The sequence below is a fragment of the Sorangium sp. So ce1335 genome (genome assembly GCF_051521615.1).
Taxonomy (GTDB): Bacteria; Myxococcota_A; Polyangia; order Polyangiales; family Polyangiaceae; genus Sorangium.
Genome location: NZ_CP150363.1, coordinates 9,875,497 through 9,892,866 on the forward strand (window position 1 = coordinate 9,875,497; position 17,370 = coordinate 9,892,866).

A 17,370-nucleotide genomic window follows, 5' to 3' on the forward strand; every position below is an offset into this window, starting at 1 on the left:
CTGCCGCTGCCCCGCGTCCCCCTACAGACCGTGGCGAGCGTCGAGGTGGCGCGCGCCATAGCCGATGTCGCCGAGGGCGCGCCACGCCGACGGCGCATCGACGTGGCCGGCCCCGAGGTCACCGACATCCAGAAGCTCGCGCGCGTGTGGCGGTCGCTGACGGGCCGGCGCACGCTCCTCCTCCCGATCCCGCTCCCCGGAGAGATCGGGCGCGCCCTGCGGGCCGGCGCGATAACCATGCGTGAGCCCGAGGTTCGCGGTACAATCCCGTTTGCTGCGTGGTTGGCGGCAGGGGAGCAGTCGCACGTAGACGCGCACCGACGGCGGCAGCGTCAGCATGGCGTCTCCTCGGCGGCGAGCGCCAGCACTCGCTCGAGCGTGGCCGGGTCGAAGCCCGGCCGAACGCGGACCACCTGGCCGTTAGGCAGCGCGATCTCGATCGGCTCCGTCACGACCGGACATGGATCCGCTCTCGCTCTTGTGTCGGCTCGCGGCCAGCGTCCCGCCGCCGCGCTTTCACACGGTGAAGTACGCGGGGGTGCTCGCCTCGGCAAGCCGCCCACGTTGGCGCGTCAGCGCATCGGACCGCGCCCTGCGAAGCCAGAAGAGCCTGCGAAGGCGGATGATGAGCCAGATCCGAAACGCAAGCGCGGCGGCTATGGTCGTGGGCCGAGCTTCTGCGCCGCACGTTTGCGCTCGATGTGCTCGAGTGCCCAGCCTGCAAGGGCAGGATGAAGCTCGTCGCCATGGTGACCGAGCCAAGCAGCATCGTCCGCTTCCTTTCCGCGCTCGGCGAGCCGACCGACGTTCCTGGTCGCTCACCCAACCGGGGACCGCCGTACTGGAACCCGCCACGGCGCGGCGCGGGTGATGCACATCGTCCGGGATCTCGGGGTGTTCGCGCGCAGCGAGGCGAACGAGGCGATCGGGCCGACGGACGTCAACGCGGTGATCGAGAGCGCGCTCAACATCGTCCATGCCCAGATGAAGCACCGCGCGCGCGTGGTGCGCGAGCTCGCCCCGGTCTCGCGCGTCGGCGGGGCCGAGGGGCGCCTCACGCAGGTGTCCGTGAACCTGCTCCGGCTGGACGCGGACTTCGACGCCGTGCTCTGCAACCTCGTGATGCAGGAAGGCACGGGGTAGAGCTCCACGAGTGGATCGAGGCGGCGCTGCCGGCGCTCGCGGATCGGGTGCTGTTCATGACGGCGGGACACGGAGCGCGGCACCTCGTCCGGACCATGAACGGACAGTCACAGCCGCCCGGTCGCGCCCGGCGCCACGCCGACCTGCCGCTGCGCGCTCGCACGCGCGTTTCGCCGGCGATCCGAGCGCCGGACCGCGAGGCACGTGGCTTGCTTGGTGGCCGGTGGTGGCCACCACACGACGAGCGCTCGTCGCTGCGGGACGTGCTCGGCGCGTGTCCTTCGCCCTTCACATTCCGGTGGTGGCCTGATTTGCCCCGGAGTGATTCACACCAAGGCGGGAAGGCGGGAACAACATTGATCTTTTCTTCCCGCCTTCCCGCCTTCATGTTCAAATCCGGCCACCACCCACATTCCCGGAGCGTCTTCGTGTCATTCTTCCCGGTGAAACGCTCGCCCCGCGGGGCGCCGATCTCGCGACGTCCTGCGATGCCGTCTGTGCTGTGCGCTCTCCTGATGGGCTGGCTCTGCGCGGGCTGCTCCATGCAGCTCGATCCCAAGTTCGCCCCCCGGGCGGAAGAGCTGCCGGTGGAGTCGCCGTGGGGCTTCTTTCCCCCCGAGTACATCCGCATCGGCCCGTACCGCGTGACCGCCATCGATTTCGAGCGCGAGGGGAGCTTTGCCCTGAAGGTCAGCTCGGTGGAGGGGAGCTTTGGCGGCGACTGGCGGCTCCGCGCCACCATGACCGGCCCCGACATGCCGGCGGGCAGCATCTATTGCGCCGGACCGAGCGGCCCCTGGAACCACCGCGGCAGGTACGAGCGCTCGGGCCTCGGCACCCTTCAGCTCGGATGTCATCTGAACGACAGCGCGCGGGCCTGGGCGATGCAGTTCGATGTCAATCTGAACAGCACCTGGCCGCGAGAGCAAGAGCCCGAGTGGCTGAAGACGATACGCAAGCTCGGGCCACGCAAGCAGGAGTGGCACGATCCGATGGACTGGGATGCGCTCCTGCGCAGCGAGGACGGGCGCGTCCTGCTGGTCGAGTGGGCGTACCAGAACCCGCGCGTGACCAACGTTGGCGGCTACTACGTGGTGGCCGATGGCAGCATCGTCGGGGCAGTCGACGTCACCCCGGGCGGGCAGCGCGCGTACATCGCTCGCGACGCGCCTGCCGCGCTGCGTCCCGCGATCGCGGTGACCCTCGCAGCCATCCACCTGCTCGTCGCCGTCCATCCCCGCGGCTAGGAGCAATGCCGGTCAGTCAGGGAAAACCTCTGCAAATTCTTGAATTTACAGGTTCGGCAGCTCCGCGAGCAGCTCTGCGGCCAGTGGTGTCATCGCCGAGCATGCCGCCACGCGTGATTGCGCGGCGTTCCTTGCGAGCTGGGCAGCACCCGTCAAGGCCGGGCCGGTTGCGGCCGACCACGCCGTCGCCCGAGTGACGGACGTCGTCGGCGGATGACCGGCGCAACGGTAAAAGCGGTGCGGTCGTCGGAATAAGTTATCGATGGCTCTCCGCGATGCGCTGCTCACGGCCGCCGACCACATCGGCCCGGCCCAAGTCGACAACGTCTGCAAGCACCTGCCGATCGAATGGATCGAGCAGGCGCTTGCAGCGACGGGTACCGCTACCCTACGGCGCAGGCGTCTGCCTGCCGAGCAGGTGATCTGGCTGGTGCTGGGCATGGCCCTGATGCGCGACCGTCCTATCGAGGAGGTCGTCACCAAGCTGGATCTCGCGCTCCCGGGCGCCAGCGGTGCGATCGCGCGCAGCGCCATTCCCCAGGCGCGCGCACGGCTCGGCGACGAGCCGATGCAGTGGCTGTTCGAGCGCAGCGCCCGGACGTGGTCGAAGGTCAGCGCCGAGGCGCATCGTTACCGCGGCCTGTCCCTGTACGGCATCGATGGCACCACGCTACGTGTCGCCGACACGCCCGACAACCGCGACGAGCTCGGCGGCGCTTCCAGCTCACGCGGTAACAGCGGCTACCCACAGGTGTGCCTGGCCTGCCTGATGGTGTTGAGGTCTCATCAGATCGCGGCCGCCAACTTCGGGCCATACTCGACCAGCGAGTTGAAGTACGCGTTACCCTTGCTGGACAGCATCCCTGACCGCTCGCTGACCATTGTGGACCGCGGATTTTTTTGGTGCCCTATTTCTCATTGACCTGACAAGAAGAGGCAGCGAGCGACACTGGTTGACACGCGCCTGCGCGCACAACAAGTGGCGCGTGGTCGAGTCCTATGGTCCTGATGATGCACTGGTGGAGATGGATGTCAGCTCCAAGGCGCGCCGCAAGGACTCCTCTCTGCCGCAAACATGGCGTATGCGCGCCGTCCGCTACCATCGGCCCGGACATCAGCCCAGTACGCTGCTGACCTCCCTGATCGATCCGGTGGCTTATTCTTCCAAGGAACTCGTCGCGCTTTACCACGAGCGCTGGGAGCTGGAACTCTCCTACGACGAGCTGAAGACGGACCTGCTCGATCGGCGCGAGAGCAGGGCGCCGACCTTCGCACGTTCGGCCCGGGCGGAGCTCTACTGCCCAACCTTGCGGGCGCGGAGCAACGGCAGGATGTCGATCACGCGCGCACGCCGCCGCAGGACGAGGCAAGGCGGTGAGTATTTTGAGTCGTTCCCGCAAAGCACGGAGCTCCGCAGCTTCCAGCGCCACCAGTAGAGCTGTTTTGGCTTGTAGCCCTCGCGCCGACCGAACTGCTCGGCGCTCAGCCCGCTCCGCTCCCATCGCTCGACCCGCTCGGCCCACTCCGCTCTCGTCGCCATCGCTTCCTCCTTCGTCGCGACGGGAACAGGTAGCCGGCGCGGCACGGACGATCACGATGGCGTTGGCTGGGCGGTTACGTCTGGCGTGGTCTTCACCGGCATCGGCTGCGGATTTCACCGGTGAACTCCACCGAATTCCCGCGGGTCGCCGAGATCATCTACACCCCACCCCGCGCGACGACCCCCTCTCCACGGCCGGGCAGCTCGGGCCCCCTTCCCCTCCTCCCCGCCTATCCCCCGTCCCCCACCAGTGCGCTCCAGTCGATGTCGAACCGCGCCAGGTACTTCCGCAGCCGGTCCGCGTCGTTCACGCTCTTCTTCTTCGCCCGCGACGCCGCGAACAGCACGCGCCCCGCCTCCGACAGCGACCGCGCGCTCTTGAGCACCCGCAGCACCTCGGCGAGTTGCGCTCGGTCGAACTGATCGAGCGCCGCGGCCCTCCGCGCTCCGAGCGCCGCGACCACGACATCCTCCCCATCCCCGCCGCTCCCCTCCCCCGCCGCCGCGCCTGCGCTCCCCGTCGCCGCCCCCCGCCGCCAGGCCTCGGACAGCCGCTCTATCTCCTCCTCCACGATCTCCACCCCGATGCGCCCCCCCGGCGCGAGCGTCGCCATCCGCGTCACCGCCGCGTTGAAATCTCTGAAATTCCCCGGCCACACCGCCTCCCGCGACGTCGCGAACCGCAGGAACCGCGCGCGCGCGTCGCGGCTCATCGTGATCCGCACGCCGAGCAGCCGCGCCGAGGCCTCTAGCTCGTACTCGAGGTTCGGCTCGATGTCCTCGACCCGCTCGCGCAACCCCGGCAGCCGGAAGGTCCACAGGTTGATCCTCGCCAGCAGGTCTTCCCGGAAGCGCCCCGCCGCGACCTCCAGCGACAGATCCCGGTTCGTGCCCGCAAGCAGCTGGAACTCGCTACGTACCTCCCGATCCGACCCGACCGGCAGAAACGCCTTCTCCTCGATCGCCCGCAGCAGCATCGCCTGCTCGTCCGCGCCGAGCTCGCCGATCTCGTCGAGGAACAGCACCCCCTCGTGCGCCTTGCGCAAGAGCCCCGGGCGGTCCTTGAGCGCCCCCGTGAACGACCCCTTCTCGTGCCCGAACAGCGCCGACATCGCGCCGTCGCCGCGGATCGTGGCGCAGTTCAGGTCCACGAAGTCGCCGCTCACCTGCCGGCGGCCCTTCTTCAGATCGTAGATCTTCCGCGCGAGCTGCGACTTCCCCGCGCCCGTCGGGCCCATGAGCAGGATCGGCGCGCGCGAGGCGATCGCCACGTGCTCTATCCGCTCGATCAGCTTGTTGTACGCCGCGTTCTTCGTGGCGATGCCGCTCTTCAAGAACGACACCCCCTCGCGTTGCTCCTTCTGGAAGCGCGACGCGATGCGGTCGTACTTCGAGAGATCGAGATCGATGACCGTGAACGACCCGGCCGCGAGCTCCGCCCGGTCGCGCTTCGGCGGCGACGTCTGGATGAGCCGCCCGGGGAAGTAGCGCGACTCCGTGAGCAGGAAGAGGCAGATCTGCGCGACGTGCGTGCCCGTCGTGATGTGGATGAGGTAGTCTTCCCTTTCCGGCGCGAACGGGTACGACCGCGCGAAATCGTGCAGCGCGCCGTACACCGCCTCGAAATCCCACGGGTCGTCCACCTCGACGACGTGACCGCGGATCTCCGTCTCCGGCGACACGTGCCGCACGTCCTCCATCACCGTCCCGGCCAGCGCCTCGAAGCGGCGCTGGTAGAGCAGCTCGAACCGGTCGACGAGCAGGTCCTCGTGCTGGCAGAGCGCCACGCTCGGACGCCAGCGCGACCAGCGCTCCGTCGTCTTGCCGGTGTCCAGCGTGGGGCCGAGCATGCCGAGGATCACCGTGGGTTTGCGGGTCATAGATGGATCTCTAGGATCTTTATACAGCAAGATAAAACCCGCGACCAGCCAGCCGAGATCGCCGCGGTTTCGCGTGGCACGCGCCGTGCGATACGCCCCGGCACACCGGAACGAACCGCAACCCCGCGCAACCCAGCGCAACCCAGCGCGGCAGAGCGCCGCGCGCGAGCCGGACGGCTCGACCCCCTCGGAGAACGGCCATGGAGCGAAGCTACAACGTCATTCCCTCGGACTCGGGCGTGCCCATCAAGGCGTGGACGGTCGGCGTGCCGTTCGAGCCGGGCGCGGAGAAGCAGCTCAAGAACCTCGCGTCGCTGCCGTTCGTCCACAAGTGGATCGCCGTGATGCCCGACGCGCACCAGGGCATCGGCGCGACCGTGGGGAGCGTCGTCGCGACGCACGGCGCGGTCATCCCGGCCGCCGTGGGCGTCGACATCGGCTGCGGGATGATGGCCGCGCGCACGAGCCTCCGCGCGGCGGATCTGCCGGACGCGCTGCGCGGGCTCCGCACCGCCATCGAGGCCGCCGTGCCGCACGGCCGCACCGACAACGGCGGGAAGAACGACCGCGGCGCGTGGCGCTCGCCGCCCGAGGCCCAGGCCGGCGCGTGGGCCGCGCTCGAGCCGCGGTACAAGCAGATCGTCGAGAAGCACCCGCGCCTCGGGCGCGGCTCGGCCATCGAGCACCTCGGCACGCTCGGGACTGGCAACCACTTCATCGAGCTCTGCCTCGACGAGGAAGACCGCGTGTGGGTGATGCTGCACAGCGGGTCGCGCGGGGTCGGCAACCGCGTCGGGAGCTACTTCATCGAGCTCGCGAAGCAGGAGATGCGGCGCTTCTTCGTCAACCTGCCCGACGAGAACCTCGCGTACCTGCCCGACGGGACGAAGCACTTCCACGACTACATGCAGGCCGTGTCGTGGGCGCAGGACTTCGCGGCGGTCAACCGGGAGCTGATGATGGCGCAGGTGGTGCAGGCGCTCCGCGCGTCGGGCGAGCTGCCGCCGTTCGACGCGACCGTCGAGGCGGTGAACTGCCACCACAACTACGTGGCGCGCGAGCACCACTACGGGAAGGACGTCCTCGTGACGCGCAAGGGCGCGGTGCGCGCGCGGGCGGGCGATCTCGGGATCATCCCGGGCAGCATGGGGGCGCGCTCGTTCATCGTCCGCGGGCTCGGCAACCCGGAGAGCTTCTGCAGCTCGAGCCACGGCGCGGGGCGCGTGATGTCGCGCACCGAGGCGCGGCGCCGCGTCACCGTCGCGGAGCACGCGGCCGCGACCGCCGGCGTCGAGTGCCGCAAGGACGAGGACGTGATCGACGAGACGCCGGCCGCCTACAAGCCGATCGACGACGTGATGCGGGCGCAGAAGGACCTCGTCGAGATCGTCCACACCCTGCGACAGGTCGTCTGCGTGAAGGGGTGAGCCGCCGCCCGCGGGCGTGAAGGGGTGAGCCGACGCCCGCGGGCGTGAAGGGGTGAGCCGACGCCCGCTGTCGTGGTATCGCTGATCCAGGGAGAGTCGACTGCCATGCTGACCATCGATGGATCCGTCGGAGAGGGAGGGGGCCAGATCCTCCGCACGACGCTCAGCCTCTCGCTGATCACGCAGACGCCGGTCCGGATCACCTCGATCCGCAAGGGCCGCGCGCGCCCGGGCCTGATGCGGCAGCACCTCACCTCGGTGCTGGCCGCCGCGCAGGTCGGACGCGCCGAGGTGTCGGGCGCCGCGATCGGGTCGCAGGAGATCGAGTTCCGGCCGACCGCGATCGTGCCCGGCGAGCACACGTTCCGGGTCGGCAGCGCGGGGAGCACGATGCTCGTGCTCCAGACCGTCCTGCCCGCGCTGCTGCGCGCGCCCGCGCCGTCGACGCTCACGCTCGAGGGCGGCACGCACAACCCGATGGCGCCGCCGTTCGACTTCCTGGAGCTCGCCTATCTGCCGCTCGTGCGCAAGATGGGGCCGGACATCACCGCCACGCTCGTGAAGCCCGGCTTCTACCCGGCAGGCGGCGGGGTGGCCCGGGTCTCCGTCGCGCCCGCGCCGTCGCTCGCGCCGCTCACGCTGCTGTCGCGCGGGGAGATCCGCGGCCGGAGGGCCGTGGCCACCGTGTCGAACCTCCCGAGCTCCGTGGCGATGCGCGAGCTCACGGCGGCGGCGGCGGTGCTCGGGTGGGAGCCGGCGTGCTTCAAGCCGAGCGTGCTGACGGGCGGGCACGGGCCGGGCAACGTGATCACGATCGCCGTCGAGAGCGAGCACGTGACCGAGGTCTTCACCGGGTTCGGCGAGAAGGGCGTGCGCGCGGAGACGGTCGCGACGAAGGCCGCCGAGGAGGCGCGCGACTACCTCGCGGCGGGCGTGCCGGTGGGCGAGCACCTGGCCGATCAGCTCCTCTTGCCGATCGCCCTCGCGGGGCGCGGCGCGTTCCGGACGGTGCGCCCGTCGTCGCACACGACGACCCACCTGCAATTGCTGCGGGACCTGCTCGGGATCCGCGCCTCGGTCGAGCAGGTCTCGGAGCAGGCGTGGCATATCGAGGTGGATCGCTGAGCGCGGCGCGCGCCAATCGGAGAGCGGCGGCGCGCGCGGATCGGAGAGCGGCGGCGCGCGCGGATCGGCGGCGGATCCAGGCGGATTGACGGCGGCGTCCCGGTTGTGCCACATGACGGCGGGCGCACGGCGCGCTCGGGCGTCGCGGGCTGCTCCGCGGCGCGGAGCGTGCGCCCGGACGGAGCGGCGCGGAAGGCGGGACCATGGCGAAGCGCGATTACCTCAAGATGACGGACATGACGCTGGCCGAAGCGCACCGCGTGCTCAGGCTCACGACGCGCCTGAAGGAAGAGCCGAAGGGGCGCCGCGCCACGCTGCTCGCCGGCCGCGCGATCGCGGTCGTCCTGGAGAAGGCGAGCACGCGCACGCGGGTGTCGTTCGAGGTCGGGATCGCGCAGCTCGGCGCCCATCCGGTCGTGCTCAGCACCCAGGGCAGCCAGCTCGCGCGCGGCGAGCCGATCCGGGACACGGCGCGCGTGCTCGCCCGGTACTGCGACGCGATCGCGTTCCGCACGTCGTCGACGGCGCGGCTGCACGAGATGGCGGAGGCGAGCGTGCCGGTGATCAACGCCCTCTCGGACGACGGCCACCCGGTGCAGGTGCTCAGCGACATCTTCACGATCGAGGAGGCGCTCGCGGCGACCGGGGACAGGAGCGGCATCGCCGGCCGGCGCGTCGCGTTCATCGGCGACTGCTCGAGCAACATGGCGCGCTCGTGGCTGGAGGCGGCGCCGCTCTTCGGCTTCCACCTCGTGCTCGCGGGGCCCGAGGGCTACATGCCGCCCGCGGACGAGGTCGCGCGGGCGGCAGGGCACGTGACGCTCACGAACGACCTGCGCGAGGGCGCGGCGGGCGCGGACGTCGTGAACACGGACGTGTGGGCGAGCATGGGCCAGGAGGGCGAGGCGGAGCGGCGCCGCGCGGCCTTCTCCGGCTGGACGGTGAACGCGGGCGTGATGGCGAAGGCCGCGCCGCACGCGGTCGTGCTCCACTGCCTGCCGGCGCACCGGGGCGAGGAGATCGACGACGAGACGCTCGAGGGGCCGCGCTCGCGGGTGTGGGACCAGGCCGAGAACCGGCTGCACGTCCAGAAGGCGCTGATGCTCTGGCTGCTCGGCGTCGAGCTGGCCTGAGGCGGCCGCGCGGGCCGCACGGGGTCATGGGCTCGCCACGAGCCGCGCGGTCTGCTCGACGAACGCCCTGAAACCCTGGAGATCCTCGGTCATCGCGCGCTTCGGATCGGCGCCGAGGAGCCTCGCGATGGCGCGACCGAGCGCGCCGGCGGGCGAACGGTAGGACATCGTGATCTCGACGCGGGTGCCGCCGTCGAGGGTCTCCTCGAAGCGCACGACCCCCTCGCTCGCGATCCGCTCGCCGGGCACGCTCCGCCAGGCAATGGCCTCGTTCGGGACGAGCTCGGTGATGTCGGCGTCCCAGCGGAGCGTGGTGCCCGCCGGTCCGATGGCGGTCCAGCGCATGCGGCCGTCGCCGCGCAGGTCCACGTCGCGCAGGTGAGGCATGAACCGGGGGAAGCTCTCGAAGTCGATGAACGACGAGAACACCTCCTCGATGGGCGCGCGCACCGTGAAGGTCCTGTGGAAGTCGACGGTCCGCCGCGTCCGCCGCCCGGCGCCCTCGCCGAGGAGGCGCTGGAGCGGGCGACCGGTGAGCCCGCGGAGCAGCCTCGCCGCCGCGCCGCGCAGCAGCCCGGGCCGATCGGGGCGCCCGAGCGCCCACCCCGCGAGCCCCACGCCGAGCGCGCCCGCCAGCACCCCGAGGAGGGGCGCCCAGCGCCCCGCACCGCCACGCACGAGCGCGCGACGCCGCAGGCCCAGGCCGGGAGCGAGCGCGGCCAGTAGACCCGCCCCCGCCCCCACCGTGGCCAGGATGGCCGCCGCAGGGGCAGCGTCATGCGGTCTGGCTCGAATCATCGATCGCACCGGGTTGCCCGAGACATCCATGGCGCCCTCCTCCCTCACCTCTCCCGTTCACCAGGACCGAGCTTGTCGTATCTCCTGCTGCTTCATCGATCCCCTGAACGCTCGATACGCAGGAACCTAGGCCGCCTCATCGCGGCCATCACCCGGGCATGCGCGGAATGGCCAGTCAGGGTGTGCCGTATGTCGGCGACACGTCAGCGGACGAGCTCTTGCGGCGCCGGGCGGCGATGGAGCACAGCAGGCCGACGACGGCATGACAGGGCCATGGAGGGAAAGCGGTGAGCGGACCGACACGACGGGTCGACACCAGGCTCATCCATGGTGCGCTGTTGGCTTCGCTCGCTGCTCCGGAGCAGCTCCGGAGCTATTCCGGAGCTGCTACGGCCGGGTAGCCGGGAACATGAGAGGCCGGCGCCTGTTCGAAAGCATACCAGGGCCGCTCGTTCATGATGCACGCGCCCTCCGGCGCCGGGGCGTGAGATGGCGCGCGCTGGCGAGATCTGCGCGAGAACACTGGCGAAATCATCGCCGCCTCGAGAGCACGAGCTCTCGTTTCGGGATCGCCCGGGGAGCGACGGAGGGCTCTCCCTGATTGCGAGTCGGAGCCCCGAGACGCACTGTCATGACCCCACACGATGCGCCGGACGCGAGCTGGGCGTCGGTCGTTGACGCGCAGCTCCGCGACGCGTGGTCGAGACACACGGGACGTTGTTTCACAGCGAGACGAAGGAGTTACCACCATGCGAAATCGGTTTGACAGGGACTTTGACAGGGACACGGAGTACGGACGCGACGAGCGCGGCTGGGACGAACGCCAGGCACAAGGCGGCGGCTGGGACGAGCGCTACGGGCAGTCCCGGAGCAACCTCCCCGAGCGGAGCTGGAACCGCGAGCAGCAGCGCACGTCGGGCCACGACCAGGACCGTGACCACGCGGTCACGACGCAGCGCGGCTACGGCGGTGAGCGCACGTTCGACCAGGGCCGCTTTGCCGGGAGCGACCGCGGCTTCGATCGCGACTACAACCGCGACTTCCGCGGAGACTACAACCGCGAGTACCGCGGCGATTACAACCGCAGCTTCGGCGGCGACTACAACCGCAGCTTCGGCGGCGACTACAACCGCGACTATCGCGGAGACTACAACCGCAGCTTCGGCAGCGACTACAACCGCAGCTTCGGAGACAATCGCAGCTTCAGCGGAGACTATAACCGCGACTATCGCGGAGACTACAACCGCAGCCTCCGCGGAGACTACAACCGCGAGTACCGCGGCGATTACAACCGCAGCTTCGGCGGCGACTACAACCGCGACTTCCGCGGAGACTACAACCGCAGCTTCGGCGGCGACTACAACCGCGACTTCCCCGGCCACTACCTCGGCCGGAACGAGGGCCGCGGCTGGGGACGCGAACAGGACCGCGGCGAGGGCCACGAGTTCGTCCGCACCGTCCGCGACGCGGGCCGCTCCGCGATGCAGAACGTCAGCGGCGCGCTGAACACCCTCGGAGAGCGCGTGCGCAGCGCGTTCGGCCGCGGGCCCAAGGGCTACAAGCGCTCCGATGACCGCATCCGCGAGGACGTGTGCGAGATGCTCTCGGACCGCGACGACATCGACGTCAGCGAGGTGACCGTCCGCGTGCAGAACGGCGAGGTGACGCTGGAAGGCACCGTCGACGAGCGCCACCACCGGCGCCTCATCGAGCAGCTCGCCGAGAACGTCCGCGGCGTCGAGGACGTCCACAACCAGATCCGCGTCAAGCGGCCGAGCGAGACGACGACCACGACGACCGGCTCGACCGCGACCACCGGCGCGACCGCCTCGACGGGCGCGCAGCACGGCGCGCCTCGCCCGATGGCGAACGACGTCGCCCACCGCTGAGCCCCCGCCGGCTCACGGCCGGCCCGCGAGATCGGCGATCACCTTCACCAGGCCGGACGGGTCGATCGGCTTCGGGACGTGCTTCTGAAAGCCCGCCATGAGCGCCCGCCTCCGATCCTCGATCCGGGCATAGGCGGTCAGCGCCACGGCGGGGATCCCCCGGATCTCGTCCCTCCCCGTCGCGCGCACCTGCTGGATCAGCGAGTAGCCGCTCTCCCCCGGCATGCCGATGTCGCTGACGAGCACGTCGGGCCTCAGCCGCGAAAGGACGCTCATGGCCTCCCCCGTGGAGCCGGCCGTCGTGACCTCCGCGCCCGTCTCCTGCAGCACGAACGCGATCAGCTCCCGCGCGTCCGGCTCGTCCTCGACGAGCAGCACGTGCAGCCCGCTCAGCGGCGTCGCCCCCTCGTCCGCGAGCTCGAGAGGCCGCGGCCCCTGCGGCGGGCCCGCGCGGGCGCTGCTGGACGCCGTCTGCACGGGGAGCGTCACCGTGAACGTGGCGCCGCGCCCCTCGCCCGGGCTCTCCGCCTCCACCGTGCCCCCGTGCAGCTCGACCAGGTGGCGCACGATCGCGAGGCCCAGCCCGAGCCCGCCGTGCGCCCTCGTCGGCGACGAGTCGCCCTGACGGAAGCGGTCGAAGACATACGGCAGAAACGCGCCGTCGATGCCCTTCCCGTTGTCCGTGACCGCGATCTCGACCTGCGCGTCGCCCCGCGCGGCGCGCACCGCGACCCGGCCGCGCTTCGGCGTGAACTTCACCGCGTTCGAGAGCAGATTCCACATCACCTGCTGGAGGCGATCCGGATCGCCGCTCAGGCGGCCCAGCTCGCCGCTGAGCTCGACGCAGATCTCGATCTCCTTCGCCCTCGCCGTCGGCGCGAGGGTGTCCACGGCGGCCCCGATGACGGCGGCGAGATCCACGGCGACCGTGTTCAGGCGCAGCTTGCCCGTGATGATGCGCGAGACCGTGAGGATGTCCTCGACGATCTGCGCCTGCGCGTGGGCGTTTCGCTCGATCGACGCGATCCCCTGCTTGACGCGATCCGGGCCGAGGTCCTTCTCCTTGATCAGCCGCGCCCAGCCGAGGATCGCGGTGAGCGGCGTCCGCAGCTCGTGCGAGACCGTCGCGAGGAACTCGTCCTTCATGCGGTTCGCGTCCTCGGCCCGCAGGCGGTCCTTCTCCGACTGGGCGAGCGCCTGCTGCTCGCGGCGGAGCAGATCGGCGCGCTCCGCCTCGAGGTGCTTCAGCCCGGTGATGTCGACGACGGCGCCCGTCAGCAAGCTCGTGGAGCGCAGCTCGTCGTGCACGATGCGCCCGCGGTCGTGCACCCACCGGACCGCCCCGTCGGCGCGGACGATGCGGTGGACGATGTCGTACACGCAGCGCTCGCGGATGCACCGCTCGGTCATGGCGAGCACGGCGCCGAGGTCGTCCGGGTGGACGCGGCTCATCCAGTCCTGCATGGGCTGCGTCGTCTCGCGCTCTTCCAGGCCCAGGATGCGGTTCAGGCTCGCGTCCCTCGTGTCGTGCCACGTCTCCAGGTCGATGCTCCACGTGCCGACGTCCGCCGCCCACGTGGCGAGCCGGAGCCGATCCTCCCGGTCGCGGAGCGCGGTCTCCATCCGGAATCGCTCGCTCAGGTCGACCGTCGAGCCGACCATGCGGATCGCCTTGCCGGCAGCGTCGCGGAGCACGTAGCCGCGATCGAGCACGCGGGCGATCGACCCGTCGCCGCGGTACACGCGGTACTGCGCGGACCAGCTGTCGCCCTCGCCGTGGAGGACCTGCTCGATGCCGCGCGCCACGCGGTCGCGATCCTCGGGGACGATGCGCCCGAGCCACCACCAGCCGGAAGGATCCGTCTGCTCGGGCGCGTAGCGGAACAGCTCGCAAAAGGTCTCGTTGCGCTCGACTTGGTCGGCCCGGATGTCCCAGTCCCAGATCGATTCCTTCGTGGCCCGCGCGAGGAGGCGGTAGCGCCCGCGCTCCACGTCGGCCTCCAGGCGCGCCGCCCGCTCCTCGGCGCTGCCCCGCGCGCCCTCTGCTCCAGCGTCGCGCTGCAATGCCGCCTCTTGCCCCGCGGCCTCCTGGGGCGCCGCGCGGCGCGCGGCCGCCAGCGCGACGGCCGCCTGGTCTGCGAGCGCCGGCAGCAGCCAGGCCTCGTCGTCGGCGCCCTCGGTCGCGCGCGGGACCGCGAGGACGCCGGTGGCGCGCTCCTCCTCGATCAACGGCGCGGAGACGACGCGGACCGCCCCGTGCAGCGCGCGCGCCACCCCCTCGTCGAAGCTCGCCTGAGGGGCGTCCCGCAGCTCGGCGAGCAGCGCCGGGTCGATGCCCAGCGCCGACCGCACGACCGGCCGTCCCTGCTCGTCGTTCAGGAGCAGCACGGCCCTGCTCGCGCCGGTCAGCTCCCTCGCCGCGGAGAGGGCGATCTCGTGGATCGCCCCGGCGGAGCACGCCCGCGCGAGCGCGCGGCTGGCCTCGGTCAACGCGCGGACCTGCCGGAAACGTCGCCTTTCGGGATCAAACACAAACCGACCAGCCTCGGCACGGGATGAGGGATTGCTCGCGAACCACGAGGAGGATCCTCGACCGGGGCAGCCGAGCGCGTCGCAGGCGCGGCACCGCCGCCCCGCAGAGAGAGCGCGCAAGGACGCCTGATCCGGAGCTCTCCTCGTTGTCCTAACGCCCGTGGACATGCCCGCCAGCCGCGCCGCGGCCATGACGGCGCACAACGATGCAGAAAACTTGGCCCGGTCTCCGGAAACTTGCGCAAACACGCGATGCGTGGATTTCCGCGACGCACCGCCCGAGCTTCTCCTGGCCGTGGCCGGCGCGGCGCTCTTCTTCGGGGTCGTCCAGACGCTCCGGCTCGCGTGGCGGAGCGCCCGGCAGCGGCGCCGGATCGAGCGGATCCGGGAGCAGGGCGCCGCCGGGGAGGCGCGGGCCGAGGCGCTCCTCCGGGAGCTCGGGTACACGATCCTCGGGCGACAGGTCGCGGTCTCCTACGGGGTGCAGATCGACGGCGAGCCGATGACGGTCGGGCTCCGCGCCGACTACCTCGTGGCGTACGGCCGCAGGCGGTATGTCGCCGAGGTGAAGACAGGCCGGCTCGCGCCGCGCATCGATACGCCCGCGACGCGGCGGCAGCTCCTCGAGTACCGGCTCGCGTTCGACGTCGACGGGGTGCTCCTCGTCGACGCGGAGGCGCGGCGGGTGCGGTCGGTCGTGTTCCCGCTGCCCGGGGCCGCGGCGCGCGAGCCGCCCGGCGCGCAGCTCGCGTGGTTCCTCGCGGCGGTCGTGGCGGGCCTCGTGGCCGCGATGGCGGCGCGCTCCGCGTGGTGACGCGGGCGCGCGGCGGGCTGCGGCTGGGGGAGGACTACAGCGCAGCGCGCGCGCGGCGCCTGCGGCCGGCGAGCAGCAGCAGGCCGAGGCCGAGCACGCCGAGCCTCGCCGGCGAGCCTTCCGACGTCGCGCCGGCGCGGCACGCGCAGGACGAGTCGGGCTTGCCCGCGCCACCGCCGTTCCCGCCGCTGCCCGCGGCGCCCGCGCCGACGGAGCTCGTCAGATCCGGCGGCGGCTCATCGAGGAACAGGCCGCCTCCGTCCTGTCCGCCGGTCGTCGCCGTGGCGCCGCCGTGCACCGGCGGCTCCCCGCAGACCCCTGCCATGCACGGGGCGCCGCCCGGGCAGACGACGCCCGCGCACGCGTCGGCGCAGCTCCCGCCGACGCAGAGCTGCCCGGCAGGGCAGGTCACGCCGTCGCAGCCGGCATCGACGCAGCGGCCGTCGGCCCCGCACGTCTTGCCGTCGGGGCAGGTGCGGCAACCGCAGTTCGACTGGCAGATGCCGCGCTCGCACACCGTGCCCTCCCCGCAGTCCAGGCTGGCGCAGAGATCCACGCACCGCCCGAGCTGGCACTCCTGGTTCGTGGGGCAGACGACGCCGTCGCACCCGCCCACGCAGGTGCCGCCGACGCAGACCTGCCCGCCCTCGCACACGACGCCCACGCACGCCTGCTCCACGCACAGGCCGTCCTCGCAGACGAGGCCGAGATCGCAGACGACCTCGCCGCGCCCGCAGTACGGCACGCACGCCCCGCGGTTGCACACGAGGCCGTCCTCGCAGAGCCCCTCGCCGTCGTCGACCTCGCCGTTGCAGTCGTTGTCGATGTTGTCGCAGCGCTCGCTCTGCTCGCCGGGCTTGAGGACGGGCAGGCACTCGGTCTCGCCGTCGGTCGCGCAGCCCGTCCTGCCCACGGCGCAGGCGCCGACCTCGCCCGTGTCACAGACCTGCCCGCCGCCCTGACAGGTCACGCCCGTGATGTAGTAGACGAAGTCGTTGAAATCGCCGTCGTTCTCGTACCCGCCCTGGCTCCCCTTCCAGCTCGTCGGGGTCACGGGGAGGTCCTCGAAGGCGACATAGAACGCGTCGGGGCTGGCCGTCGACGTGTAGATGAGCGTCGTCACCCACGGCTCGTTCGGCGTGCAGTTCGTGCAGACGGTGTTCAGCTCGCGCTGCGAGAACTTCGTCTGGGTACAGTAGGTCCCCTGCTGGCCGATCAGCGCGAAGCCGACGAGGCCGCCCTCGTACCGCGAGTCGTTGCGGATGTCCTCCGCCGAGAACTGCCGCGGCGTCCAGTCGTGCTGCCCCGCCTGCGTGGTCATCATCGTGGCCAGCGGGCAGAAGTCGTTGTCCTCGCACTGGAACGCCTCCGACGGGTCGTCGGGGATCAGCTCGTAGATCTGGTTGTCCGGCGGGCGCGTGCCGCTCGCCGTCGCGTTGTACCAGCCGAACGCGACCTTGCACCCGCCCCCGCGCAGCACGAGCTCTCCCGTGAACCCGCAGAGCGGCGAGAAGACGCCTGGCTCGGTGCTCGCGTCCGCCACGGGATCGATGTCCTCGCCCCGGTACATGAAGAGCCCCTGGAGCGTGACGGCGTTCGCGGGGAAGCCCCGGCCCGTCACAAGGCCGATCTCGGCCTCTCTCACCGGCGTGGGCAGCCGCGTGCCGTCGAGCTGCTCGACCGCAGCGCTGACGGGCGCGGCCCCCGCGAGCGGCGCGAGGGAAAGGAACATCGAGAGCGCGGCTCGCGTCGCGCGGCGGCGAGACATGATGAAGAGAGGCGTTTGCGGCATGCTCGCCACTCTACACCTGCTGGAGAGCTCACGGTGTATAAGATTCCAGC

14 protein-coding genes and 1 pseudogene are annotated in these 17,370 nt (G+C 71.2%); 9 read left to right on the top strand and 6 right to left on the bottom strand.

The window, feature by feature from the left end:
* Positions 1–21: 21 nt before the first annotated feature.
* Positions 22–339 carry a hypothetical protein gene (locus WMF24_RS36950; RefSeq protein ID WP_437732153.1) on the bottom strand — a complete coding sequence of 106 codons (318 nt, stop codon included), beginning with the start codon at positions 337–339 and terminating at the stop codon, positions 22–24.
* Positions 340–870: 531 nt separating this feature from the next.
* Between WMF24_RS36950 and WMF24_RS36955 the strand changes: the two genes are divergently transcribed.
* The 4 genes from WMF24_RS36955 (at position 871) to WMF24_RS36970 (ending at position 3,826) form a co-directional block, all read left to right on the top strand.
* Positions 871–1,143, top strand: a complete 273-nt coding sequence (locus WMF24_RS36955) for a hypothetical protein (RefSeq protein ID WP_437732154.1) — start codon at positions 871–873, stop codon at positions 1,141–1,143.
* A 488-nt stretch (positions 1,144–1,631) separates the two neighbouring features.
* Positions 1,632–2,390 (top strand): hypothetical protein, encoded by a 759-nt coding sequence (locus WMF24_RS36960; RefSeq protein WP_437732155.1) that lies wholly within the window; start codon positions 1,632–1,634, stop codon positions 2,388–2,390.
* Between the two features lie 262 nt (positions 2,391–2,652).
* Entirely contained in the window at positions 2,653–3,312 is a 660-nt protein-coding gene (locus WMF24_RS36965) for an IS4 family transposase (RefSeq protein WP_437732156.1), read from the top strand.
* A 64-nt stretch (positions 3,313–3,376) separates the two neighbouring features.
* Positions 3,377–3,826 (top strand): hypothetical protein, encoded by a 450-nt coding sequence (locus WMF24_RS36970; protein ID WP_437732157.1) that lies wholly within the window; start codon positions 3,377–3,379, stop codon positions 3,824–3,826.
* A 29-nt stretch (positions 3,827–3,855) separates the two neighbouring features.
* Here the strand turns inward: WMF24_RS36970 and WMF24_RS36975 are convergent.
* Together WMF24_RS36975 and rtcR are read right to left on the bottom strand one after the other, a co-directional pair.
* Positions 3,856–3,930: pseudogene (locus WMF24_RS36975) on the bottom strand (IS66 family insertion sequence element accessory protein TnpA); the annotation flags it as partial.
* 230 nt (positions 3,931–4,160) lie between these two features.
* Entirely contained in the window at positions 4,161–5,810 is a 1,650-nt protein-coding gene (rtcR, locus tag WMF24_RS36980) for an RNA repair transcriptional activator RtcR (RefSeq protein WP_437732158.1), read from the bottom strand.
* 200 nt (positions 5,811–6,010) lie between these two features.
* Between rtcR and WMF24_RS36985 the strand changes: the two genes are divergently transcribed.
* The 3 genes from WMF24_RS36985 to argF all read left to right on the top strand — a co-directional run bounded on the left by WMF24_RS36985 (position 6,011) and on the right by argF (position 9,495).
* Positions 6,011–7,237 (top strand): RtcB family protein, encoded by a 1,227-nt coding sequence (locus WMF24_RS36985; protein ID WP_437732159.1) that lies wholly within the window; start codon positions 6,011–6,013, stop codon positions 7,235–7,237.
* Positions 7,238–7,342: 105 nt separating this feature from the next.
* Positions 7,343–8,362, top strand: coding sequence for an RNA 3'-terminal phosphate cyclase (rtcA, locus tag WMF24_RS36990; protein ID WP_437732160.1), 1,020 nt, complete (start codon positions 7,343–7,345; stop codon positions 8,360–8,362).
* A 203-nt stretch (positions 8,363–8,565) separates the two neighbouring features.
* Positions 8,566–9,495, top strand: a complete 930-nt coding sequence (gene argF / locus WMF24_RS36995; protein ID WP_437732161.1) for an ornithine carbamoyltransferase — start codon at positions 8,566–8,568, stop codon at positions 9,493–9,495.
* 24 nt (positions 9,496–9,519) lie between these two features.
* Here argF and WMF24_RS37000 read toward each other — a convergent pair whose 3' ends face one another.
* Positions 9,520–10,323, bottom strand: coding sequence for an SRPBCC family protein (locus tag WMF24_RS37000; RefSeq protein WP_437732162.1), 804 nt, complete (start codon positions 10,321–10,323; stop codon positions 9,520–9,522).
* Positions 10,324–11,042: 719 nt separating this feature from the next.
* Here WMF24_RS37000 and WMF24_RS37005 point away from each other — a divergent pair.
* The gene (locus WMF24_RS37005) at positions 11,043–12,182 is read left to right on the top strand and encodes a BON domain-containing protein (protein ID WP_437732163.1); all 1,140 of its coding nucleotides are present in this window, start codon (positions 11,043–11,045) and stop codon (positions 12,180–12,182) included.
* Positions 12,183–12,194: 12 nt separating this feature from the next.
* Here WMF24_RS37005 and WMF24_RS37010 read toward each other — a convergent pair whose 3' ends face one another.
* A complete protein-coding gene (locus WMF24_RS37010; protein ID WP_437732164.1) occupies positions 12,195–14,672 on the bottom strand; it encodes a hybrid sensor histidine kinase/response regulator in 2,478 nt (825 codons plus the stop codon).
* A gap of 298 nt (positions 14,673–14,970) precedes the next feature.
* On the opposite strand from WMF24_RS37010, the gene WMF24_RS37015 reads away from it, so the two are divergent.
* Positions 14,971–15,528 carry a hypothetical protein gene (locus WMF24_RS37015; RefSeq protein ID WP_437732165.1) on the top strand — a complete coding sequence of 186 codons (558 nt, stop codon included), beginning with the start codon at positions 14,971–14,973 and terminating at the stop codon, positions 15,526–15,528.
* Between the two features lie 34 nt (positions 15,529–15,562).
* Here WMF24_RS37015 and WMF24_RS37020 read toward each other — a convergent pair whose 3' ends face one another.
* Entirely contained in the window at positions 15,563–17,320 is a 1,758-nt protein-coding gene (locus WMF24_RS37020) for a hypothetical protein (protein WP_437732166.1), read from the bottom strand.
* Positions 17,321–17,370 lie beyond the last annotated feature (50 nt).